The sequence below is a fragment of the Methylophaga sp. genome (assembly GCF_030651745.1).
Map to the genome: position 1 here is coordinate 1 of NZ_JAUSCC010000124.1, position 23,315 is coordinate 23,315.

Here is a 23,315-nt window from a genome sequence, read left to right on the forward strand (position 1 = left end):
TCGGCGCAAATAGGAATGTTTCTCAATTAGACGCAATCAGCGTGTCTGAGCGTTCGATCTGAAGGCAAAATTCCCGGAAAATCGTCATCAAAGCAACGGCGAAATTATAAAAAATTGAGTTTTCTTTCAGACACTAATTAGTCGTTTTTTAGGTATCAGCTTGGCTTTGGGGCCTAACAAGTCAGTCAAAGGGACGCTCCGCCCGTTGGCGTTTTTGAAGTTTTGTTTTTATCAGGGTTCGGTGGCTTCGTTAAAGCTCAGTGAGCGGCGCGCCCCGTAACGTTGGGCGTCAATCCCAATAGCGGCAAGTAACTCTTAATAATTTTTGTCATATGGAGAAAACAATGGAAAGCAATTCACATAAAAACACTTGGGACACGTACACGAAATCATGGTCCGAGATAGACGCACCGAAGAGGCTGCAATTATTCGAGCAATGCTTAAGCCCTGATTGCGTGTACACCGACCCGATCATTCAAGCGACAGGATATGAGCAATTGTCTGGGTATATGTCGGAACTTCAAAAGAACGTGCCTGGAGTAAGATTTATGACAACCGATTTTAAAAACCACCATGATCGGAGTCTTACGCATTGGAACATGGTAGACGGCAATGAAAACGTGCTCTCTCAGGGGGCAAGCTATGGGCTGTACGGGGCGGATGGCCGTTTAATGCAAATGACAGGGTTCTTTGAGTCACCTAATGCGGACCCCAGCGCTGAATATACGGAATACATTTTAGCGCTGCTAGAACCCATTGGTCTAGTGCGAACAGGCCGATTCTTTGGTGGCGTGGGGATTTCCAATGGCTTTGTGCAGTTTGCCATGATTATGGGAAACTGCCTGTATTTTGCAGTTGATGAGAATACTCGGAAGAAATATGAAGAAGCGGGGATGCAGCCGTTTTCGTATATGATAAAGAAAGGACAAGTTCAGGTGCGCAAGTATTTTGAAGTTCCCGAAGATGTTCTTAATGATTGCGAACAACTACGACTATGGGCAAACGAAGCGATGCGCGTAGCTGGCAAAACCAAGCCCAACAAGCGCTCAAGAGGAGCCTCCTAACGTCGGCCCGCTTAGTTTTTTAGGTATCACTTTACATATCGGAGCAAGGAATGACGAAATCAATAACGACATACTGGAACACTCTGAGCCCGGAGAGCCGGGAGCGATGGATGCCAGTCAAAGGGCTGGAAGGAATCGCCGAGGAACTAACGCTTAGCATCGATCCGATAGCTGGCGAATACACAAGATTGACACGCTTCCTGCCGGGTGCCGATACATCGGCATTTGGCGGGAAAACTCATTCCTACCCGGAGGAAGTGTTCATTGTCAGCGGCCGCCTGTACGACCAAGCGTTTGGCCTATGGCTTGAAGCCGGTCATTACGCAAGCCGTCCTCCTGGAGAACTTCATGGGCCATTCAAAACAGACCTGGGGTGTGTCGTATTAGAAGTGTCATTCCCTAACCGCGTTGTTGACGGCAATGGTGCTTAACCCGGAAGCGAACCTGCGAGAAAAGCCACGCAGGCCGATTACTTTGAAAGTTAGGTTGTAAGGAGTCACATGACAACAAAGATTGTAGGTGTTATCGCTATATTGTTAGCAGTGTTATCACTCCCATTGTCTTTCGATTCGCTTGGCGTTTTAGTTGCTTTACTTGCTGTATTTGTTGCTTCTATTTCTGCTTTCTTGAAAAATATAAGCCATAGTATTATTGCAGCTTTAATCGCAACAGTCGCTATTTTTGATGCCAGCCCTTTGCCCCAAATATTAAAACAAACAGAGTCGGTAGGCACTTCTATAGAAACGAGTTCATACAATCAGGAATTGGTAAATCCTACTCTGGCTGGCGAACGTACAGAAATATACATTCAAAAAAGAATGGGCGACCAGCAAGAAATTAAAGAAAGGAATAAAATATTTCTCGCGATTATAGGCGGCGTATACTTCCTATATATAACTGCAATCGGTTATGCGCTCCATAGAAGTAGCAACAAGTAAAGTAAAGTAAATTACATAACACTACGTCCGAGAGGGACGCCGCAAAGGCGCGGGGCTCCTTAACTTTACTTTAGAGCTATTCATTAAGGAAGCTTACATGCAACACGTTTTAATTATTCATGAGGTCGAGTCTTATCCGGCATGGAAGGCTGTCTTCGACCAAGCAGCAAACATTAGGAAAAACGCCGGAGAAATCAGCTACCAGTTACTGCGATATGACAACGATGCAAACAACATCGTCCACTTCTCGGCGTGATCTTCGTTGAACAATGCCCGGCGCTTCTTCGAGTCTCCAGAGTTAGTAGAAATCAGGAAAAAGGCTGGCGTAAAAGCACCAGACTTCATCTATCTGCAAGAAATAGAGCGTGGTGTGTTATAGAACTTAAGAAACACATCTCAAGTCACTGATTAACAAAGCTGTTTTTAAGGGACTTATTCAGAAGCGACGAGTTTCATATCCATTTTTTCGGCCCGCTGAGCAAGTTGCCCGCCGCAGTGCGGTTGGGGGTAAGCTTGTGAACCTCAATAAAAACGTTACTTGATGTGTAAATGTTGGGGTTCGTACCTCACCCCGCGCTATGTCCCCGGTCTATACACTTGAGCCGGAAGGGCTATTTGACTTCGTCCGGCTCAGGACAGTGGCGGGCTGGCGCCGGCTTGGACAAGGTATTCCCATAGTTGTTTGATGTCTTGCTTGGTACATATACTACTATGGTGTGGATGGTGCATGCATTCTGCTTTTGCCGGTGTTTTATCGACAGTAATCACGGGTTCTGTGCTTGCAGTCCCTACTGCCAACAGAAGGGATGCAAGTAGAATCGGTTGAATTCGACACATGGCAATCAATAAGCGACGTTAATGGATACCGGCGTGGACAGATCTTTGCCGTCGTCCCTACCCGTTATAGTCACCGAAGCCGACTGTGGCGTATTCGTTTTGCTAAAGCTGATCCGATGAGCTGTGGATACGATGGGTTGGCCGTTAACCTCCCAGGCATAACCAGTGATCTTGCCGTCATGATCGGTGCATTTGGCCTCGACATAGACCTCATGGGTCGACGGTAACGTTATCAGTTCACACACTGGCGGCTGGTTCTGAAGCATATCTATCGACGAATCGACCGTGGCTTTTTTTAAGCTGTTGTCATCTAGCGGCATAACTGATGTTTTGTCAAAAGCATGCCCGACCATCATCATCGCCCTGGATGGACCTGGATTATCGAAGAGTCCTGGATTGATGTCGTTTGGATCGTTGTCTTGAACGGTTAAAGACAGTGTGGCCGACAGCAAAAACAAAAGAGATTTGGCCGGCGAAGATGTCAACAAACGGCGCATAACTGCCTCCTTATATTATAGAGAGTATTAACTAATAAATTTTGTGAATTGATAAGCGCGAAAGGCACTGAAAAAACGCGCCTTTTAAAAAAGTTGAAGCCAAAAAAAACCGAGCACTGAAAAAATCAGGTTCGGTTTTGGTATTGAGCGCAGTCCAATCAAATGGCAGTACGCTTCTTTTTTGATTAAGTGAATTGAGCGCCAAAATCAACGTATCACGGTATGAGCCTCTATTTTACAGGCCTATTTAATAGCAGTGAGCGTGCAGTACTTCCGAGTCTTTGCCGAAACAGTAGTTGCACTTAAATTGAGATCTCAGCCAATCCAGGTATTTGGCATCATTGCCATCCCATCCTTGGAGTGGTGAAAATGTCTGGGAAGGTGTGCCGTGTGTTGTATCCAGACGCTACGCGTCAAAAACAAACAAACTCATAACACAACCTCCCCTTTCAGAAACAAGACCGAACAAACGCATTCGGGCCTTGCTGATTCAGGACATCCAGCCAGTCAACACTTTTACTGTTAACAGGTATTGGCCCTTTAGGTTCACAAATCACCGCTTCAACGCCCTGAGCTTTTGCAAGCTCTGCGAGCTTTGTCGCGGCCAATGACCCGGCACATGAACGATCCAGATCAGACCATATCATGAGCTTTTTAACGCCAGCGGGAATGACGAATTGACTCATCATCGTGGCGCTGATCAACGGCCACGTTACCATACCGGTCGCTTCAATAACGGCCAAAGCTGTTTCGATACCTTCAGTCACGCACAACACGCGACCAGGATTTCCTAAGCGAATAGCAGAACCGACCACAAGTTTATTGGATGGCGCCGGCATCATTTTCTTAGGTGAATCAACCGGCGCTTTACATCCATCTTGCGTCAAAAACGTGCGATGAATGGTGATGGCTTCGTTGCCTTTTTCGACCAATGCAAGCATGGCTGGGTAATGACCGATCAGGTTACCGTCTTCGTCCCGGTACTGCATCTTGGAATGAAAGCGGATTGAAGGCCAATTAGGAAGCCAACCATCCAAACCGCGAGACTGCAAGTAAAGCCTTACAGGTTCGGCGTCCGGGTGATGAACCGATTTGGATTCCAGCCACACAGTACGAAGAATCGCTTTTAGTCTGCCATCGTCCACAGTGGACTTTGACTTCGTAAAAACCGGCTTCCGTGGAGCGACGGGGTTTTGATCCGCAGCATTTGTCGATAACCCAAGCACATTGGCAACAGCCGTTAATGTATCACCTAAATCCTGCAAGCCCTAAAAACAGGCATTAATCCCTGCATTTTTATGCTCAAATTTTATTTTTCAAATCCGCCGCTGCGTTTTTATCTATGTATTCACCGCATTCAGTCCTCTACCTATCCTAAATTACAAAAAATCCCGAAGATTTTCTGGCGACAGGCCTAGTCTAGCCCTCCTTCTCGAACGAAGGCTAATAACAATCCATTGATGTTGGTGTTATTTGTTTATCGTTAGGATCACGATCCTAAACCGACAGCCACCCAATCATCCCAAGCCTGAGGGTAAAGATGATTGTCAGGTGTCTTAACGGTCAACTGCCTGTTTCCTGTCAGCAACTTGCCTGCTACACGAACCAAATAGGCGCGAATGGTTTCGGGTTCCCATTGCCGAAGGGTCTGGCTGCCACTCATGATGGCCATCCACCGCAACGTGTTGTAAGCCAATACCGCGCAATGGAACAAGGCGGCATTAGCCAGAAATTCAGCGGTTCTTAGCTTGCCCATGCCCATCTGGCCTTTGGATTCTTCGATCCAGGTTTCGCACGTTGCGCGTTCGCCGTATTTTTTGTGGGTTTGCCAAGGCGTAAAGGCTTCTGTCGTGACATAGCAGAAATAGTCATAGTCGTATTGAGCTGTTTCCAGCAAATCAACTTGAGGGCGTCGTTCTTTAAGTTGCTTCCTGCGCACCGCACTAAAACGGCGCGTCACTTTCCACTCACCGCAACGATAGTCAAACGTACATTGTTCCCAGTCCGGTTGCCCGGCTATGGCTGTCCACTGTTGCCCCGTCAACAGCACGACTAAGTTTTTAAGTTTGACCTTGATCAGATAGCCATGTTTATGGGCATCCAGCAAGTCCAATAAGGCGCCGACAAAATAACCACTGTCGGCGCGGATTATAAGCCGCGTTTTGTTCGGTAAATGCGCCAGTAACTGTTTGACGAATTCAACAACGCCATTACTGGTATAGGCGCTTCCCGTTCTAAACCAGGCCTGCAGAATTTCCTTGCTGCCCACCCAAAAAGCCAATTGCGGATGATAGGAAAGCGCGCCTTGCTTCTTGGGGTTGTAGCCTTTAGCGGCTCCCTCTTGGGTGCCGCACACCGAATCCACGGTGGAATCAATATCGATCCATTGCACCGGGTTGAGTCCAACTTTAGATACGCCTGCCCGGTTGGCCTTGCGCCATATCTGTCCGCGTAATTTATGGGTGACGCTTTCAAGCTGGCTGATCTGCTTTTCTGTGACTTCTTTAAAGAGTCGACTTATCGTGGTCTCGACGGGGATTTTTAGCCAACCCGCCACCTCACGTAAGACACTATCTGACCAAACAGCACAAAGTTTTGCGATGTTGCTGGCACCACCGATCACACCCACTACGGTCAGCAACATCGTTCCCGACAAGTGATACTCTGCATTATCCCCGCGTTGATGTGGAACCGTCTGATGGACCGTTTGTTCAAAGCCGATACGTTCCAGGAATTTTACTACGGGTATAAGGCCTGCCTGGCTGGTCAGTCCGGATGCGGTTGCTGTCATTTTAACTTTGCCTGCTGGCTTACGAACGGCGGTGGCTTTTTTCAGTTTTTTTGACGGCTTTGCTTTCATTAAAATAATGACCTATGAAACACCTTGGTTTTCATATTATACCATTGATTTATAACGACAATTAAACGTAACTAGGTATTGGCTTGCAGGATTTAGGTATCAGGAAAACGCCAACCTCTAAGCCACATCAATAACGAAAAACCATCCGGTTTGGCGCCGCAAGAGTTGCAAATGCCTCCACCTGAGATATCGGCATCACGAAACAGCTTAAAACCATCTTTTCCACCATGAACAGGACAACCAATGTGCCTGCCGGGTTTTGAGATAGCGCGTTCAAGTTCGGGCGCCAGGGAATCCAGGACAGACAGCCAGGAACCACGAACTGCGTTTTTGACAACGTCAGAATCAACCGTTTGGGTACTCATACGGTCACCTCATCGACAATGGTGGCAACGGTCTTGATAATATTGATGTAAAACATGGTTTTTGTCCTGGTGATGTCCCGACAACCGAGACTTTCTTGATACCCCTCCCAGGAAGGATCAAGAAAGTCCCGGAAGGCGGGATGGAAAATCCACCCGAGAGAAAACGCTCGACCCATAGGGAGATGTTTTCTCCCAAGTGGGTAAGATAAATTAAATCAAATGATGCTTTTGCAATTGAGCACGCACACAATCCTCAATAGAGAGTATTGTGCAGGCATATTGCTCCATAATTCGGTCTAATAGTTTGTCCTCAAGAACAACACAAAATTCCTCTAAAGCAATCCGTTCTGCCTGCTTTTGAGGCAGAGTGTTATTCAAAAGACTTTCGTAATAATCTACTGCGGCATCAAGATCCTCATTTAAAACTTCATCGGCTTCATTCAACATAAAACCTCCTAAGCAGCGTGAGCTACAAGTTTTTTAATTTGAACAGGACGATGTTCGGTAATTTCAACAACGTCATAATCATCAAGAAGCGCAATGAAATTGCTACGAATAGCATCGCAAGCCGTATCAAACGCACAAACCAGATCGACACGATCGCGAAGCGCTTCCATTGACCAGTCTTCGGCATAAAAGTCCTCAAACTGATCAATACCTCTGTTTGCGACCATCAATCGTGACGGCGGAACACTGAAATTGGATCGAGGATTTCCACAAACACCGCAAGCATCGGACGCTGAACAATCTCTTAATTCAGTTTTGAGCCGGTTAATCAGCAACAATTTCTTGTCGTTTGAAATGGTCAAAGTCTGAATTGCAGGTTGACCCAGGTAAACGCCAGGAAGCCAAGAATTCTGGCTTCTGAGTATTTCCCGAGCAATTACTTCTTCGTTCTCGTCCTGGTAAGTAACCGGCGGTACCTTTTTAAAGTTCCGCTGACCACAGGTGGGACAGTAGCTGAGATGCCCGGTGAGTTCCAGGTGAGACTCATGCAAAACCAGATAACCGCCGGAACGCCCATTCGAACAAATGGTGTAGCGATGACCTTGGTCATACGTAAAGTCGTCAATAGGGCCTCTAATTTCTTCCCAGAAATCAACATTCAGCATTTCATAGGCTTTATCATCCTGTTTAGACGATAAGCCTAGACGATGAAACTTGATGTTATTAGCATAGGACGTTAGACGATTCCACGAACTCATGGTGTCGTAACGGTAATGCCCTTTTAAAAAATCTACCATTGCGGAACGGGTGCGACGGTCAACTTTGTTTTGAAAATATGGTTTCATGATTTTTCTCCTGCCTTGAAAAGTAAAAAGCGGGAAAAATCACTTGTCCCAGTGGGAAAATGACAATCCCGCTGGGTAAAGTAAAGTAAGCCTATTTAGTCAATTGAAAACCTGTAAGAACCGGTTTCGTTGCGATCAAAGCCCGAAGTAAAGCCTCCATCTAAAAGACGCATAACTTCCTCCAAAGCTAGTTGCAAATCATCAGTTTCTTGACCTTTTATCTCGATAGTCATTTTTAGAACGGATTGCCCCGTGTCTGAATTGGACTCTGGAGATGATTTGGTAACATGATTACTCATGGCACTACTCTTAAAAAATCGGGAAACGCCACAATTCCCATAGGGAAAAGGCATTTCCCGGTAGGGTTAAATAAAATGAATGATTAAGCAGCCGTTACCGAAGCAACTTTGCCGGCATCATCCAGGGTAATAACAAACGACTTGCCGTACAACGAAGGGCAGCCTGAAAAGCCAGGTAACAAACGCTTCATCGCATCAGCAGGATCAATTGATGTATTCGCGACAACGAACGATTCAAATGCGTACATATCTGATTCATGCGTCGACTCTTGAAAGTCTTCATACTCGGATCTGTAACTTGAGATCTGTTTCAGGACATAACCTGAAGCATCGTTCTTTGGAAGAATGACTTGATCTTCATTTTCCTGTCCTTGGTAGAAAGCATCGCCCGCAATTTCAACAAAATCATCGCCTATCTTTATCCGGTATGAGTCACAAAAACGTACATAAATCGATATCCAATCGCCTTCGAAAAAAGCACCATGCGTTTCATTGACCAGTTCAATCGTCAGTTCTTCATCATCGAGATTCCGAATCTTCGAATGAATCCAGTGATCGTTATCAAGTCCACCTTGATAGATCAAAGCGTCACGTTCCCGTGCGAACATGTAACGAGCAGCGCCGTATTCCTGTATGTCTTCATCGATATCAACAACTTCACGGGCTTCAACTTCTGAACGGGTCAGAGATTGGTTGAGCCTGGAAGTGAAGGTGCCGTAAGCATCAGTGTCGCAGTTTGGGTAATCGTCGAACTCATGCAAAGCTTGCATAGGAACGACAGGTACATCATTGAGTAAACTCAATAATCCCCAGTGCTTCATTATTTCGTAAAAAAGCACAAATTCCTTGGCGGAAACTGTGGCTTTAAGCAATACAAGACTTTCTTCAATTTCCTTCGTCAAAACAGACTTAACGAGCTTTACAACATCGGCCTCATCAATAAGCTTATCTCGATCCGGTAAACGCGCATAAAACCGTGAAGAATCAAGATGAATGATGTGCCGATTTCGCGACCCATAAGAATGCGATCGATAAATAGGCAAACCTTGCAGGTACACGTCAAACTCGTCGCTAATGCCAAGGGGCTCATCAATACCCGACAAACATACAGCGCCAATTTCAGTCTCGACAAAGCGAAGACCGGAATCAGGCGCATACTGTCTATCGAGAAATACGTCGTTGAGTGACACAGGAATTGGAAAACCGCGCGAAAGGCGATTAAGCGTATCCTGAACGTCCTTCAACTCAAGATCAGCGCCAAGCATAGTGATGGAGGTTATGCCATTCCAGTCAGTAACAGGTGTTACGGTGACGGGTTTGAACGACAGAACATCGTTGGTATCGACTGAAATGCGACCGCTCTTACTGACAACGGTCAGGTGACGGCAGGCAAACAATGCGGATAAGAAGCCGATGCCAAATGGATGCTCTTGAGCAACCACATCAGCATCCCAACCGGATTCAGCGACAGTAAGCAGGGTTTCGATAGAATCGATACCGCAACCATCATCGGTTACCCGAAGAATTTTGGTTTCAGGCGCAAACTCAAAAACAACTTGAGTCGCATTGGCACGTCTGGCGTTTTGCATTAACTCGCCAAGCACCGTGGTTTTATTGGTAAAGCTGAATTTCAAGCTTTTAACCAGGTTAGCCTGGTTTACTTTCATTGCTACAGTTTTCATGGGGTTATCTCCTGGTTCATTAAAAAAAACGGGAGACAAAACATTCCCACTGGGAAGTTAAGTTCCCGGAGGGTTGTAAAAAGTGAGTGATCGCTTACCATGGTTAAAAACAAACATGGGGCGAGTCAATGAACAAAGCAGATGCTCTGACGAACAACGCTTATTTTTCCGTAAACAGCGAAGGATTTGTGACCTTTACTGAACAGGGAATTGCTGAATACCGAAGTTATTTCGGCAAGGCCGGGATCGATATTTGAAACATCAAGTCTCTGAATGATTTCAGGAGAGCAAGACGGGCTGCATCACCATTTTTTGAGGATCACCTGCCGGCAAAAGTCAAAAAAGGCGAGAAAACATTGGAAAGACGGCTTCTTATCGCAGTTGCCGAAGGCAACGAAGCAAAAATCAAATGTCTTGAGCGATTATATGCGCCAGAAAAAAGGGCATACAGGCGATTTAGGCATGTATATCTCTTCTTGCATCCAGTTCTAAACAAATTTCCTTAGTCATCCAGTTGGCTTCGGCTATCGTCGAAGATTCCTTGAGCTTAAGAATAAGGTTATGCAGCTGAATATCAGCTTGGCTTCCAGTTCAAGATTAGTTGCGCTGTCAGCAAAGCGGTAAAATGACTTGTGATCATCTTTGTTCATGGTGTTTTCCTCAGTTAAAACAGAGAAAACACACGTTTCGCATCAGGAAAAAATGAATTTTCCCTGATGGGTTAAAATATAAAATAAATAAATTCACGGCTAGGCCGCTTATAGGTATCACGCCGGAGCGCTTATCGATTCCTCATTTAAAGTGCTGAACTGGCACTGCTTTCGAGTTCTCTTAGAGAACTACAAAAATTCGTCTTTCCACAATACTTTCTCAAAAAAGCACTCTGGAAAAACGGTAAAGGCATTATGCCACTTACCGTTAAATTGTTCAGATCGAAAGAAGCTAAAAAAACGCGTTTTTCGAAAAAGATAGATTTATAAAGTTCACGAGCAAAAAATCATACTTTAGAACCTATTTCAAGGCTGTCAAAACCAACAAGACAGTACCGATCAATCCATGTTGATTTGCAATGATTGCACTCAACACAAATTAAACCAGCTAATCCTTCGCCGTCAAAAGAGCTTTTGGCTTCAACATCGTTGCTGCCACAGTTAGGACAAATCAACCCTTTGTTAGCAACATAATTTTCCTGTTGCTTATCAACGACAATATTTACTTCACCAAACGCAGCAAAGACGCGTGCAACATGAGTGTCATCGCGAAGAATAGGCTCAATGTGACCAACAAACTCGGTACCATCATCAAGCTCAGTCATCTCGTCTCCATCCGCACCATCTATATCAAGATCCTGTATCGCGACCTTGATAACTGTGGCGGAGTTGGAATAAACCGCTTGTACAATGCCTCCTTCGAGGTGGATGACAAGACGAATTTCAGTTGTGTTTGTAGTCATGATGTATCTCCAATAATAAATAATTCAGGGGCACATCATTCCCGAAAGGGGTGGTGTGCCCCTATGGGTAAAATTAATGACTAAACAGATTTCTCTGTGTAGAACACTTGAAAGCTATCATCGCCCTCATCAAACATCGAGAAAAAATGCTTCAGGCTGTTACAGTCCTTGAATTCTTTTAAGCTTTTTGATGTGGATATTCTTTTTCGACTCAGCCAAGCGGACTTGATGTCAGGTTGTTCGCAGAACGTCTTTATCTGCTTTCTAATTTCAAGCTGCTTGGCAAAGCCAGAGCCGTTGTTATTCCAATAGATGGCAGCATCTTTCGGAATGGTTTTCAGATTATGAACAATTACTTTTTTCATCATTGTGAATCTCCAAAAAATACGGGAAACCACATGTGCCCGGCAGGGAATGTGATTTCCCTGGTCAGGTTTAAAGTAAAATTAAAATCCTAAGCGGATTCAGTATTTAAGCAGAGGGACGACTAATTTCTCAGCCTTATCATGCGTGTCACAAGCCAATTGAATAGACTCATCATCGTCATTGAACATGCCCCGCATTTGCTCGATTTGTTCTCGCATTAAGGACATGGCTTCAGTTGAGGATTCAAGCGCTGTTTCAATTTCAATTGCTTGATCTTTAACGCGATCCAATTCAGCTTCAAGTAATTGCAAGCGCTCAAGATCTGCCAATATTTCTGACATCATGTTATGAGCCAAGATAATAAACTCCGCATTAGCACGACGTTCATTTCTCATGACTTTATTATCGCCATCAACCAAAACTTCGGCGACAAACGTATTGCCACACATAACGTTATTGTTGCGGAGCGACCAATCTGTCGACAAATCGATATACCCTTCCTTAGTTGCTGCTTCAAAAGCGGTTCTTAACTTTTGTAAATTACTCATTGTACTGCTCCAAAAAAAGTAACAGACAAAGAGCAACCCAGAAGGGATGTGATCCCTGTCTGGGTAAGAAAACTGGCTAATCTAAAGTGATTAGCCAGAGGTTAAATTTCAAGCTGCCAACAACAAATCGCGGCTGATCCTGAACATCTCGGAACGCAACTCGGACACATCGTTGATGCAGATTGACCGATCAAATAAATGACTCGTGTCGAAACAGACACCAACACCAACAAGCTCAATACCAGTCGCTTCACAACGTTTGATAATAGCTTTTGTGAGATCCAGATCATCAGGCTGTCCATCGGTTAGCACCATAATGATTTTCCGTTCTTCACGCGTAGCCAGAACGGATGAGGCGGCATACCACAACGCGGTATGAAGCGGTGTTCCTCCACTTACAATAGGAGCGAATTTCGGCGCATTTAGGCGAACTTTTTGACTATGTTTCAACAGAGGAACCACGTTGCCGGTATCGTTGTATGGAAATCGAGTCACAGCAGGATTGACGCCTGAAATACCTTCCAGTGCCAATGCTAATGCCATTGCTGATTCCATTGCCAACTCGATCAAAGAATGATTAGGATTATTCGGGGCTCTGTCTGCCATAGAGGTTGAACCATCTACCAGCAAATGAATTGCCGTATTCGGCGCCTGCTTATGGCTTCTGCGTTCGAAAACACGAGAATCGCCCTGAATTAAACGAGACAGCCTTCTACCATCAATACGATTGCCCGAGCGTTTATTCACGGGACGATCACATCGACTGGATTGAACCAGACCTTGAAGCGAAGCGCGGATTTTGCCCGAGCTCCCTAAAACCTTATTCATCAGTGCGTTACCAATAGCAGGATTCAAGTCTGGATCCATGGCAACAGGCATGTGAACATTTTCATCGTAACTATTGACAGGTTGACTGCCCAAAAGCTGTTTAGCCGCTTCAAACACGTCATCCGGCACATCATCATCACTGGCTGACAACACAGAAGCCAGGTTTTGCGCTAATTGCTCGCTATTCTGATCCTGTGAATTATCGGCATTGCTACCCATAGCATTAACATGACCCTGACCAGGTTGTGAATCTTGATCGTCAGCATCGCTCAGTTGAGAGCTTGAGCCTTGATCTTGATCCTCAATGTCCGGTTCAGAATCGCTTGGTTGTTGAATCGGCTGACTGTCATCAGCATCTTGATCGGTTGGAGAATCGTCACCTTGGGACGGGCTATCCTGTGGGGAATCGCCTGAGTCAGTATCGGTTGAATCCTCATCTTGATCAGTATTACTTTGTCCAGTTTGAGATTGAGACGACGAATCATCACTATCTTGTTGCTGAGACTGCTGTTGACGAGCCTTTTCCTGCTCCTTCTCCTGTTCCTCTTCAATCATGCGCAAAATGCGGTCGGCAAGCCGAACACAATCACGCGTTACTTGAAGCTGAGGCATTTCGGATAGAAGACCATTCAATCTTGTTACCGCACCGACTGGAAAAGTATCTTCCAGTAAGGATTCAGCGGTATCTGCGTAAGACGACAGAGCTGTTTGGCCCAGGATGTCATTACGAAGACGAAACAACAAAAACTGAGATAATACAGCTGCAGGATGCACCTGTTCATTTTGACCGATTATTTGAAATCCGCCGGTTTGAATAAGATGCTGTACAACTTTTTCAGTCGTTCGTTTAGTACCCGGATAAGTATCCTGCATCAATTTCTCAATGCGAATATCCTCCAGGATATTGACGATTCTTTTCCGAACAGGATTAGTCGCGGCATTACTAAAAGCAGTGAACTCGGTAAACCGGACATGTGCTGCTTCATGTGCCAAATAGCCCCATGCAACATCCTTGTAAGACTGATCTTCAAGGTTGTAAGCAGGAATATTGATCATTTTGCCAGTGGTATAGGCATCAGAACCGCCAATGCTGACATTAACGCCAAACTTGTTGCCCAATGCTGCGGCAACGATAGGAAAGGCGTTATTCAAGGTTTTATTTTTCATGGTGTACTCCAAAAAATTAATAAAGGGGCAAACCATGACCCAAAGGGGCTGTGTTTGCCCCAGGTGGGTTAAAAACAAAAAAATATATCAAGGAAAATAATAATCCCCAATAGTTGATTCAGCGCATTTCAAATTATCAAAAAAACTATTAAGTTTTTTAGATTGCTCAAACGATCCAGAATTGGAAGGCAAAATAGCGGCTTTGATACCAGGTGGTAAGATCGCGGCCGGCAATACATATTGATGGACCCAATTCAAAACGGGATTCCAGTCATCAGTATCGCCATCACTTGTTACGAGAACAATATCCGGCTTATGGTTATAAGCGATAATTAAAACGGCACAAACTGCAAAGTCGTAAGGTTTACGCGCGGTTTTGCAGTAATCATCCATTTTCTTAGGAAGAAGCGTGAACGTTTCATGATCCATTTCTTCGGCCGCATTCCCGTTGAAAGATATTCTTTGTGTATTACAAATAGGCTTTTTATCGCCCATAGGTCCATGTAAAAGACGCCCATGGACAACATCGTAATCTAGCTGTGAAAGTTCCTCGCTAGTCGGTAAGTTCATAAAAAGCTTTTCCACATCAAGCATGAGCTCTGCCCAAAATCCTTGATGTGGTTTCTTAGTAATTTCAAAATAGTGTGTATAAGACATAATCAATCCTGAAAAAAACACGGGAAAGATCAAGTATCCCAACGGGAAAAATGAAATTTCCCGTTAAAGTTAAAAATATGATTTAGTTTGCGAGAGGATGATTCACAACATAATTGTGAATCACATCAAGTGCATGGCGTTGTGCTTTATGCTCAGTAGCAAGCTCAGGATCATCATCAACATCCAATTGATCCAAAACATGCCCATTTGCCATAGCAAACACAATATCGAGCGCTACTAAAAACTCAGGCTCTTTCTTCATGCGTTCAAATGCCGCAGAAGTGCCATCATGCTGAACAGATTCGCGAGTAATTCGACAAACCCAGCCGCCAAATTCACCGGGACGAAGTTTGTCGCAGGTATAAGCACCCTCGATACAGATGTCCTCAATGCTTGCGCACTCAGGTTTTTTCAAAATTTCCTGGAAAATTGATACCCAACTGAATTCACTTGAGACATAAGCATCCAAGTCGTCGGAGCCATGTTCCTGAATGTATTCCAGCAATTTAACTGCAATAGGATCCCCTAGCTGAGCGTGTTCGGAAACAAGATCAACTTCGAGATCTTCAATTTCGTCACGAGCACCTTCTTCCGCGAAAAAATAAACGGTATCGTCCTGATTGGAACTATAGGTTTCATAGGAAAATCCATATCTGTTGAGTAATTCCTTTTCAAAATCCGTAACGGAAGAAATAGGAAAATTAGGTTGAACAGTCGCCTGGTCGTAATTATTAGCCATAAAAATCTCCAAAAATTAAATGACGGCGAGGCAAAACAACCCATACGGATTGAATTTGCAACCCGCCGGGTAAAAAATAAATTAAAACTAGAACCAAAAATCCCCAGCAGTCGCTAGTTCCTCTGATTCGACTGGCTCATCGTCATCATTGTCCAGACCGTCTTCAATTAAAGACTTAACTGGCTTAACAACAGGAACGGGAGTGACAGGAATAACTGCTTTTGGTGTTTCAGAAATATCCTCCACTAAACCAGTTGCGACATCGGTTTGAGCGGAAAGCACAGTATCAAAAATATCTTGAGCAGGATTATATTTAGCCAAATAATCATCAAAACCGGGGATATCGTCATCATCATCGATTTCAGACTCAATTATTGGTTCTTCGACTAAATCGGTGTTTTCAGAAGGTGATGAAACCTCTGGTAAAGACGGTTGAATTAAGTCTTCGTCGGTAAGCTTGGAATCAGGCTCTGGAATGATTTGATCATCCAAAACATCATCTTCAGGCTCGTTTTCAAGATCAACAACAGGCTGTAATAAACCGCTGCCATGACGTTTGATCTTTTCCGGATCCGACAATAACAAGCCAAGACGAAACAGGTTATGGAAGACGATGCCATTATATGGACCACTTTGTGGAAGTGAACCCAAAACAGAATCAATTTCATCGACAACAGGCATGCACCTGAAATCAAGAAATCCAAGGCTGTCCAGCTTATCGCGCATACGTCGAAAGCTGTTCAATACCCTGCCTGTCACCGTATCTTTGCCAACAAATGACCGATCGATAATCTGACTGGCATCTTGTGCAATCTCCTTAAAGAGTTGTTCACTCATGGAGAGTGCGCGACGCTCAAGCGATTCTTGTTGCTCAGGATCCGGTTTGGTCACACGAAAAACAATGTAATCAAAACGAAGCTTTGAGGCTACGCTGTCAACCGGCTCAATAGCCCGGCGAATGGCCTCGCTAAACTCAGCGTGAGCACCAATCCAGGCTTCAGTATCGGCGGTATAGCTTGCCAAAAACTGATCTCTTTCCTCATAAAACTTCCTGGATAGATCATCAAGCTGTTGAGTAATCCTTGGGATTTCAGTCCTTGGATTGGCAAAACCACCGATAAAACGGGTACCGGCTTCAAGGCAGATGCGTTCGGCCTCTTTCTTGATACGGTTGAATTCCTTCAGTTTGTCGGGATTAATCGTTTTCTTGGTGCCAAGGGACGCTAGGTCTTCCGGTGGAAGTCTGGAACCATCGGCCAGCACAAGGTCTTCAGCTCTTAGTTTTTTCGAGCTTGTCCAAAGGTTGATGTCAAGTTTAACAACGTCAACTTGGTCAAGTATCATTTCTGCGTTTGACATAACTGCTTCTCCAAAAATATTAAAAATGAAGAGGCAGAAACGTCCCATAAGGGCGTTTATTGCCCCTTCTGGGTTAGTAAATAATTAAAAGTTCAGAAGTAAAAGTCTTGGTATTCAGGTGCGATCGTCGATAGATCTAACCTTTTTACAAGCAAACCAATTTCTTCTGCAATGTGGCGAATGGATTCCAAGTCGATGTCAAAATATGACAACGCCTGAGTTTCCAGTTTAAGCTGATCACTGATTTCAACACCGTCTTCGTGAGACAAGGAAACCGTTACTCCACTAGGCGCAAACTTTTTCAAGGCTAACAAAAACAAGAAGACAAAAACACCGGCCTCTTTTTTGATGATTCCAGAGTTTTTAATCAGCTCTGATTTATTTATTGGTTCTTCATCGAAGTCTTTTCCGAAGCGAACAAATATTGCCTTAAGTCGATCGCTTAATTCTTTGAAAGAATCAGAATTTTCGCTGGGCAAATTCTTGATGCATTTAATAGTCCAATAAATGCGCGGTTCTTCCACAGAAGGTTCAGGATTTACAGGAACGGACGGTGGTGAAGCGGTGCTAATTTTTCCGTCATCACCCATATAAAAAGTACCGCCCAAATACTCATAGCCTTTACGTTGTTTAGAACGTATCAGCTTTTGCACCTCATCTGGTTGTTTGAAGCCTTTAGTCTTGAAAGACATCTTTGTACCTGTTTTTCCCCATATAGAGGTGAAGGTGCCATCGCCGTTAAAGCGAACACCCCAGGATTTCGATGAACCATCGCCATGAGTGAAGCGATAGAGTTGAAATGGAGCACTCATCGCTTATTCTCCCCATGAATCACCAAAAACATCTTTGGCAATACGATGGATAGCTTCACGTTGAGCGGGTTCTGCACGCAAGGTGAGAGCACGATCCAGTGAATACGCCAGGGCATTGGGTGCCCGTTTGTAAGCAATCATCAAGTTAGTCCAGCGTACCAATGTCCGGGTAGACATAGTGACGCTAAGTTCACCTGAGCCATCGGAATCACCAACAAAAAGCCGACGAATTTCATTCGCGACTTCAATCATTTTCTCTGTCAGATTTTCCATGATGGAATCGACAGTAATACTCATGCTGACAAGTGATGCTTTCAAGATGGCCTTCTCAATAGAAGCTTCGGGATAACCGACTTCCATTAATCTGAACCGATCCAAAAAAGCAAGATTTTGCTGCATGATACCTTGATAAAGACCGCTTTGATCACCCTGTCCAGCGGAGTTGCCGGTAGCGATCAAACGGAATTTAGGATGAGGCTTAATGACTTCACCACCGTTTTGAGGAATGACCAAAGGTTGCCCTTCGATAATATCGTTCAAACCGGCGAGTTCAGAAGGATCCATCAAGTCGATCTCATTCAAAATCAACAAATGTCCATCACGAACAGCTTGAGCAAGCGGACCATGCACAAAAGACATGGAACCGTTGACGAGCATGAATTGACCAATCAAATCGTTCAGCTCAAGACGACCGTGACAGGTGACTTGATGAACAGGCCAATTCAAGCGAGAAGCGACCTGGCAAATCATCGATGTTTTGCCAGAACCAGTAGGGCCAGTCAAGTACAACGCATCGCCAAAGGGATTAGCAATAAATGCCAAGACATCGCGAAGATGTTCATTTCTGAACACATAGTCCTTCTTGGTTGGAATTAGAGGATGCAGAGCATCATCAAAACCATCAACCGTCATAACAGCAGGCGCTGTAATGCCAAAAGTTGAGCCAATAGGGAATTTTTTAGTTTGAGTTTTCACAGTGTTTTCCTTGGTTTAAACCAGAGAAAACACACGTTTCCCCTAGGAAAAATGGATTTTCCCTGGAGGGTTGAAAAATAAATATCACGGCTAAGCCGCTTCATAAATAATCACGCCGGAGCGCTTCATCGATTCCTTATTTAAAGTGCTGAACTGGCACTATCTTTTGAGTCCTCTTAGAGAACTACAATAGTCGTCTTTTCACAATACTTTCTCAAAGAAAGCACTCTGGAAAAACGGTAAAGGCATTATGCTACTTACCGTTAAAATGTTAAGCACGAAAGAAGCACAAAATTGTGCGACTTTTGATTAGAATTACTATTCTGGAGGCAACAACCCTTGTTGCCTGAATTCATTCATATCATCATTGTCAACACGGTCGTAAATTTCTTCAACCGCGAGCGTTAAATCAATTGATTCAAACGTGATTGAATCTCCAAGAAAATAAAATTCATAATTCCAATCAGTCCTTTTACGAAGGACTTGCACCTGAACGAAGTCTTGTTCTATCAATACATATTCCAGTAAAGATGGCAGGTTAATGTATCTTAATAGTTTTGTTGTAAGATCACGTTTTCTGGTCGATTTAGATAACACTTCAACAATAATGGTGGCGGAGTTTGAAAAATAACTCTTCCCTTCTGTTTTGGAGCAATCAACCAGTACATCAGGATAAACGTAGTTTTTTCCTATAGAGACCTTCAATGGTACTTTAATGTCGGACATAAAAGTTTCACAGGGCTTACCTTTCAAGTGATTTCTGAACTCGCCAAAAATATTACCTGTTATCCGTGCGTGATTGACACTCGCCCCAGCCATAGCATAAGCGCGACCATCAATATATTCACGTCGAACCTCAGAATCCGGTTCACTTGCCAAATATTCTGCTTCAGTCATGCAGATGCCTTCATATTCAGATTTAGGTTGTAAAGCCATTGAATGATTCTCCGGTATTGCGTTCATTGTTATTTCCTCACATTGTCATTAAAAAATACAGGGAAAACAATACCCACAAGGAATGTTTTCCCTGATAGGTAAAAATTAAAATGGAATTAGTATTCCGATGGCAGCAACAGAACGTCGTCGAGCAGATAAAATTTCCAAGTCCCCTCAATTAAAGTTGTGAATGTCACATGCTTTGACTTCAGCTCATTACCATTGCCATCAGTGACAACGATTGTGCAAGATCCATTTTGAGACTCCACCGTGATAAACAAAAACGGTTGCTCCTTGAGCATTGGAAAGTGCTCGGTTGCAATAATGTCCAAAAGCCAATAACTTTCAGTTTGCTCCGCAAAATACTTGACGCCGTCGGTGTAGGTCATTGATGGCGTCAATGGGTGTTTATACCAGTTTTCCGTGCCAATAAACTGCATCAGCTCAGATTCCAATGCTGCTTTTGGTAGTGTTTCCATGTAAATCTCCAGCTAAATTAAAAGACCGCAAGAAACACAGCATCCGCAAAAGATGAGTATCCTTGCGGAAGGTTAGAAAGAAAGATCAGACCGTAGTCATCACAACCATAGGTATTTGTTGAGCACTGTCAGTGCTATAACAGTTCAGCATTCCTGGGTAATCAGGTTTTGCATTTTCGGGATCTTGAACAATCCCCCAACCTTCTGGCTATGGCAGAACATCGCGTGTCAGCTTCATCGCATCACCACAGTGCTTAACTTTGGTACAGGTTTAGTTGAGACCTTCTGATCAATACGCCAGATTTTCCCGAGAGAATCCGGATAGGTATCCAGAAAATCTTCAGGATAAATTTCACGAATAACACCGTCGATATCTTTGTGAAAGTATTGACCGTCGGGTTCGGAGTACAAATAGTGCGTAGTCCGAAGGCCACTTTTTAAAGACAATGAAAGATCAATGCTATGGTCTCTTGCAAGATCAAGCGCCTCTGTACTGGTCAACAAAGAATCATCTGACAGAGTTGCTTGAGCATCGTCCTGTTGGGACGACAATTCGGCAGCAACATGAGGCAATGCTTTCCTCGCAAAATCACGGGCAGAGTTACAACAACCGGCAAGCAAGGCCTGGCACGCATAAAATGCAAATTCCTTTTGCTTTATAGCTTTGACAGAAGAATCAGGTTCCGGGAACTCCGAGATTTCTTCAGCACTGAAACACAAGGTTTCGTCATCGACTTCTTCATAATCATCAAAGAGCAAGGGCATGTCTTCAGTGTCACCCCAAATAGTGCCTTCATCGAATGCGGCACTAGCCAATTGCTTGGCAGTTTCGGCATCCGGTGCAGTAACACCCACAACAACTCGGTGTGTGTAGTCAATTTCGTAGGTAACAGCAAATTTTTTAGTCATGGTTATTTCCTCTAAAGAATTAATAAAAGAGGCAACCATTCCCAAGGGGGACGTTGCCCCTTTTGGGTTTAATGAAGTTTTCGATTCTGAACAGATTCAAATTTGTTTAAAACGGCATCACGAATTTCATCAGGATCAAATCCGGATACCTTGCAGCAGTTGGTGAAGCTGAAGGGATTCGGATCGTTAACGTCCATCATCCATTTGAAGATTTCAACAACTGTTTCCATCGAACAACGGCCGTCAAACAGATTCCGCAACGAGTCTTCCACAAGACAATCGCAGATATGGGCAATTTCCTCATTAGTCCAGGGCGGTACTTCTTCAGCCAATGGCTCTGTGCTTTGCAGCCACAGCCATTGATCATCGAACAGGTCGAGATTTAGGCTACGATCAAAACCTCGGCGCATGGTGCCTCCTAAAATTCGGGAAACACATGCGCCCATACGGGAAAGTGTTCCCCGGTGGGTTAAAGGTTAATGGCGGACTAAGTGGCTAAAACCAAAAGTTGCCGTCATTAGCGGACATGATTGCGTCCATTGAGAACGGAACCGATGCTTTTTCTTCGTCCTTGAGTGTAAGACGTGTTCTTTCGGACGAATCTTTACGAAAAGTTTCCAAAAAAGTTGGATCAACATCGGGATGCAAGGCTAATAACGCAGCCTTGTAATCGATACTGCCTTGAGCCAGATAGCGACTGATCCGTAGACCTGCGCTTTCAGCTTGGGCAAAATCGCCTATTAATTTAAGGAATGCTTTTTCAATATCCACCTGCTCTTTTTCAAGCGGTTTAATCTTGACTTTGAATTCCTCAATCATTTTCTCAATAGAATGGTAATTAGCGGCAAGCGCGTTCCATTTATCAAGTTCCTGACCGGATGGGATGTAGATATCGCGCTTCGGATCCGTTGCCGGAGGCTTATTTTTGTTCAGACAATCGACAAATTTACGTGCTTCGAAAACCAGATTATCGATAAGATCATTATCTCGCTCTATCAAGAAATCAAGTTGCTCTTTGTCATTCAGGTAGAGCGACAAGTAGCCCTTATCGGAACCTGCAACCAGAATTTGATGCTGAACCTGGTAGTAATACCGCTTGTAAATTTTCGATTCAATGCCGTCCTGTTGAGCATTCCGGAAATTAACTTCCATAGGGACTTTCAATTCAACAGGAATTCCTTCGTCGCTGATGCCATCAAAAGATGCCCTAAGAAAAGGGAATTCTTCGGATTCGGCACATAACGGCAAAAGTAGGGTGTCATACCGATTTTCAAATGATTTTCGAGCGGTTGCTTCAAGCCTGATTCCTCTTTGGACAAACGGGTTTGCATCCAGATTGTCAGGAAGCGTGATGCCTTTCTTCTCCGTATATAATCGGTAGATTGTCTTTAACAGACATTGTCCAAGAACGACAATCGCCTCCGACGCAGAAACACCTGATGTTCGCCACTTGTGCCATTCGGGCGTTCTTTGCTGGAGATTAATGATTTTCATAACGACTCCAAATTTAATGGACGTCATGAATCCCCTATAGGGCATCAGTGACGCCCAAATGGGTGAAAGTAATTTAGTAGCTATCCAAGAACGGCTCTAATAATGTCGATTAAATTGCCTTCTGGAAAGGCTTGATCTCCCACAAGAGAAATAAAGAAAATGGTCCCGAACATAACATGGACGATCAGATTTAAAATGTGTAAAAAACATGTTTTCATAACGGCTCCAAATAATGAAATGAAGGACATCATGAATCCCCGGTGGGCATCAGTGACGCCCAGGAGGGTGAAGTGTTATTAACTAGGAAAGATTTTGTTTGGCATTATTCAATGCCTCTTTCGCTTTGTTATTAACAGGTGGTTTCTTCGTATCTTCAGATTTTGGATCTTCCTGATGAGTCGCGGCGGCGGTTTGATTAACAGAGCCATTTCCAGCATTTGATCCATTATTTGGAAGCAAAGCAGCGTCGGCAAGAGCCTTAGCTTTATTAATTTCAGCCGTTAAGAAAATCAAATTGAAATCCGAGAAGTTCTCGCCGGCATAGTCCAAAGCGGCTTGCCAGGCTCCAGCTTTTTGAGCACGAAGAATGAGCTTTTCGGCCATTCTTTTAGCTTCAAGACTAGTGTTTAATTGCGTAAATTAGCTATTGTATTTTTTATCTGACTACCCTGTACCTCTCTTCGGCGCCATTTAAAAGGTTGAGCCTTCTGATTATGCCTTACGATAAAGGCCTCAATCGCACTCTTTAGCTCCTCAGCA

The 23,315-nt window shown here is 44.1% G+C and carries 27 protein-coding genes and 1 pseudogene; 5 read left to right on the plus strand and 23 right to left on the minus strand.

What is annotated here, in order from left to right; genetic code table 11:
- Positions 1–344: 344 nt before the first annotated feature.
- The 4 genes from Q7V21_RS14415 to Q7V21_RS14430 all read left to right on the plus strand — a co-directional run bounded on the left by Q7V21_RS14415 (position 345) and on the right by Q7V21_RS14430 (position 2,258).
- Positions 345–1,064 (plus strand): TfoX/Sxy family protein, encoded by a 720-nt coding sequence (locus tag Q7V21_RS14415; RefSeq protein ID WP_304917944.1) that lies wholly within the window; start codon positions 345–347, stop codon positions 1,062–1,064.
- Positions 1,065–1,114: 50 nt separating this feature from the next.
- Positions 1,115–1,495: a cupin domain-containing protein gene (locus Q7V21_RS14420; protein WP_304917945.1), complete on the plus strand. Its 381-nt coding sequence runs from the start codon at positions 1,115–1,117 to the stop codon at positions 1,493–1,495.
- Positions 1,496–1,564: 69 nt separating this feature from the next.
- Entirely contained in the window at positions 1,565–2,002 is a 438-nt protein-coding gene (locus tag Q7V21_RS14425) for a hypothetical protein (RefSeq protein WP_304917946.1), read from the plus strand.
- A gap of 97 nt (positions 2,003–2,099) precedes the next feature.
- Positions 2,100–2,258: a hypothetical protein gene (locus Q7V21_RS14430; protein ID WP_304917947.1), complete on the plus strand. Its 159-nt coding sequence runs from the start codon at positions 2,100–2,102 to the stop codon at positions 2,256–2,258.
- 586 nt (positions 2,259–2,844) lie between these two features.
- On the opposite strand, the gene Q7V21_RS14435 is transcribed toward Q7V21_RS14430, so the two are convergent.
- From Q7V21_RS14435 to Q7V21_RS14470, 8 genes and pseudogenes are all read right to left on the minus strand, one after another.
- On the minus strand, positions 2,845–3,336 hold the full coding sequence (locus Q7V21_RS14435; protein ID WP_304917948.1) for a hypothetical protein: 492 nt from the start codon (positions 3,334–3,336) through the stop codon (positions 2,845–2,847).
- A gap of 449 nt (positions 3,337–3,785) precedes the next feature.
- Positions 3,786–4,481, minus strand: coding sequence for a toprim domain-containing protein (locus Q7V21_RS14440; RefSeq protein WP_304917949.1), 696 nt, complete (start codon positions 4,479–4,481; stop codon positions 3,786–3,788).
- A 344-nt stretch (positions 4,482–4,825) separates the two neighbouring features.
- Positions 4,826–6,196: an IS1380 family transposase gene (locus Q7V21_RS14445; protein ID WP_304917950.1), complete on the minus strand. Its 1,371-nt coding sequence runs from the start codon at positions 6,194–6,196 to the stop codon at positions 4,826–4,828.
- A 104-nt stretch (positions 6,197–6,300) separates the two neighbouring features.
- Positions 6,301–6,561 (minus strand): annotated as a pseudogene (locus Q7V21_RS14450) (primase-helicase zinc-binding domain-containing protein); the annotation flags it as partial.
- Between the two features lie 210 nt (positions 6,562–6,771).
- Complete coding sequence (locus tag Q7V21_RS14455; RefSeq protein WP_304917952.1) at positions 6,772–7,008, minus strand: hypothetical protein; 237 nt, start codon at positions 7,006–7,008, stop codon at positions 6,772–6,774.
- Between the two features lie 8 nt (positions 7,009–7,016).
- Entirely contained in the window at positions 7,017–7,853 is an 837-nt protein-coding gene (locus tag Q7V21_RS14460) for a hypothetical protein (protein WP_304917953.1), read from the minus strand.
- Between the two features lie 95 nt (positions 7,854–7,948).
- Positions 7,949–8,152, minus strand: coding sequence for a hypothetical protein (locus Q7V21_RS14465; protein ID WP_304917954.1), 204 nt, complete (start codon positions 8,150–8,152; stop codon positions 7,949–7,951).
- Between the two features lie 83 nt (positions 8,153–8,235).
- Positions 8,236–9,834 (minus strand): ATP-binding protein, encoded by a 1,599-nt coding sequence (locus Q7V21_RS14470; RefSeq protein WP_304917955.1) that lies wholly within the window; start codon positions 9,832–9,834, stop codon positions 8,236–8,238.
- A gap of 128 nt (positions 9,835–9,962) precedes the next feature.
- On the opposite strand from Q7V21_RS14470, the gene Q7V21_RS14475 reads away from it, so the two are divergent.
- Complete coding sequence (locus Q7V21_RS14475) at positions 9,963–10,091, plus strand: hypothetical protein (RefSeq protein WP_304917956.1); 129 nt, start codon at positions 9,963–9,965, stop codon at positions 10,089–10,091.
- 740 nt (positions 10,092–10,831) lie between these two features.
- Here the strand turns inward: Q7V21_RS14475 and Q7V21_RS14480 are convergent.
- The 15 genes from Q7V21_RS14480 to Q7V21_RS14550 all read right to left on the minus strand — a co-directional run bounded on the left by Q7V21_RS14480 (position 10,832) and on the right by Q7V21_RS14550 (position 23,159).
- Positions 10,832–11,287 carry a hypothetical protein gene (locus Q7V21_RS14480; protein WP_304917957.1) on the minus strand — a complete coding sequence of 152 codons (456 nt, stop codon included), beginning with the start codon at positions 11,285–11,287 and terminating at the stop codon, positions 10,832–10,834.
- Between the two features lie 80 nt (positions 11,288–11,367).
- Positions 11,368–11,655, minus strand: a complete 288-nt coding sequence (locus Q7V21_RS14485; protein ID WP_304917958.1) for a hypothetical protein — start codon at positions 11,653–11,655, stop codon at positions 11,368–11,370.
- Positions 11,656–11,751: 96 nt separating this feature from the next.
- Entirely contained in the window at positions 11,752–12,201 is a 450-nt protein-coding gene (locus Q7V21_RS14490; RefSeq protein ID WP_304917959.1) for a hypothetical protein, read from the minus strand.
- 108 nt (positions 12,202–12,309) lie between these two features.
- Complete coding sequence (locus Q7V21_RS14495) at positions 12,310–14,196, minus strand: VWA domain-containing protein (RefSeq protein ID WP_304917960.1); 1,887 nt, start codon at positions 14,194–14,196, stop codon at positions 12,310–12,312.
- Between the two features lie 87 nt (positions 14,197–14,283).
- Positions 14,284–14,853 carry a hypothetical protein gene (locus Q7V21_RS14500; protein ID WP_304917961.1) on the minus strand — a complete coding sequence of 190 codons (570 nt, stop codon included), beginning with the start codon at positions 14,851–14,853 and terminating at the stop codon, positions 14,284–14,286.
- Positions 14,854–14,935: 82 nt separating this feature from the next.
- Positions 14,936–15,592: a hypothetical protein gene (locus Q7V21_RS14505; protein ID WP_304917962.1), complete on the minus strand. Its 657-nt coding sequence runs from the start codon at positions 15,590–15,592 to the stop codon at positions 14,936–14,938.
- An 87-nt stretch (positions 15,593–15,679) separates the two neighbouring features.
- Positions 15,680–16,951 carry a DUF3150 domain-containing protein gene (locus Q7V21_RS14510; RefSeq protein WP_304917963.1) on the minus strand — a complete coding sequence of 424 codons (1,272 nt, stop codon included), beginning with the start codon at positions 16,949–16,951 and terminating at the stop codon, positions 15,680–15,682.
- A gap of 92 nt (positions 16,952–17,043) precedes the next feature.
- Positions 17,044–17,763 (minus strand): WGR domain-containing protein, encoded by a 720-nt coding sequence (locus Q7V21_RS14515; protein WP_304917964.1) that lies wholly within the window; start codon positions 17,761–17,763, stop codon positions 17,044–17,046.
- A gap of 3 nt (positions 17,764–17,766) precedes the next feature.
- On the minus strand, positions 17,767–18,675 hold the full coding sequence (locus Q7V21_RS14520; RefSeq protein WP_304917971.1) for an AAA family ATPase: 909 nt from the start codon (positions 18,673–18,675) through the stop codon (positions 17,767–17,769).
- Positions 18,676–19,056: 381 nt separating this feature from the next.
- Positions 19,057–19,701 carry a Uma2 family endonuclease gene (locus tag Q7V21_RS14525; RefSeq protein WP_304917965.1) on the minus strand — a complete coding sequence of 215 codons (645 nt, stop codon included), beginning with the start codon at positions 19,699–19,701 and terminating at the stop codon, positions 19,057–19,059.
- An 89-nt stretch (positions 19,702–19,790) separates the two neighbouring features.
- On the minus strand, positions 19,791–20,153 hold the full coding sequence (locus Q7V21_RS14530) for a DUF6876 family protein (RefSeq protein WP_304917966.1): 363 nt from the start codon (positions 20,151–20,153) through the stop codon (positions 19,791–19,793).
- Positions 20,154–20,387: 234 nt separating this feature from the next.
- The gene (locus tag Q7V21_RS14535) at positions 20,388–21,062 is read right to left on the minus strand and encodes a hypothetical protein (protein WP_304917967.1); all 675 of its coding nucleotides are present in this window, start codon (positions 21,060–21,062) and stop codon (positions 20,388–20,390) included.
- Between the two features lie 68 nt (positions 21,063–21,130).
- Complete coding sequence (locus Q7V21_RS14540; protein WP_304917968.1) at positions 21,131–21,472, minus strand: hypothetical protein; 342 nt, start codon at positions 21,470–21,472, stop codon at positions 21,131–21,133.
- An 85-nt stretch (positions 21,473–21,557) separates the two neighbouring features.
- Entirely contained in the window at positions 21,558–22,556 is a 999-nt protein-coding gene (locus Q7V21_RS14545; protein ID WP_304917969.1) for a YqaJ viral recombinase family protein, read from the minus strand.
- A 300-nt stretch (positions 22,557–22,856) separates the two neighbouring features.
- On the minus strand, positions 22,857–23,159 hold the full coding sequence (locus Q7V21_RS14550) for a hypothetical protein (RefSeq protein ID WP_304917970.1): 303 nt from the start codon (positions 23,157–23,159) through the stop codon (positions 22,857–22,859).
- Between the last annotated feature and the right edge of the window lie 156 nt (positions 23,160–23,315).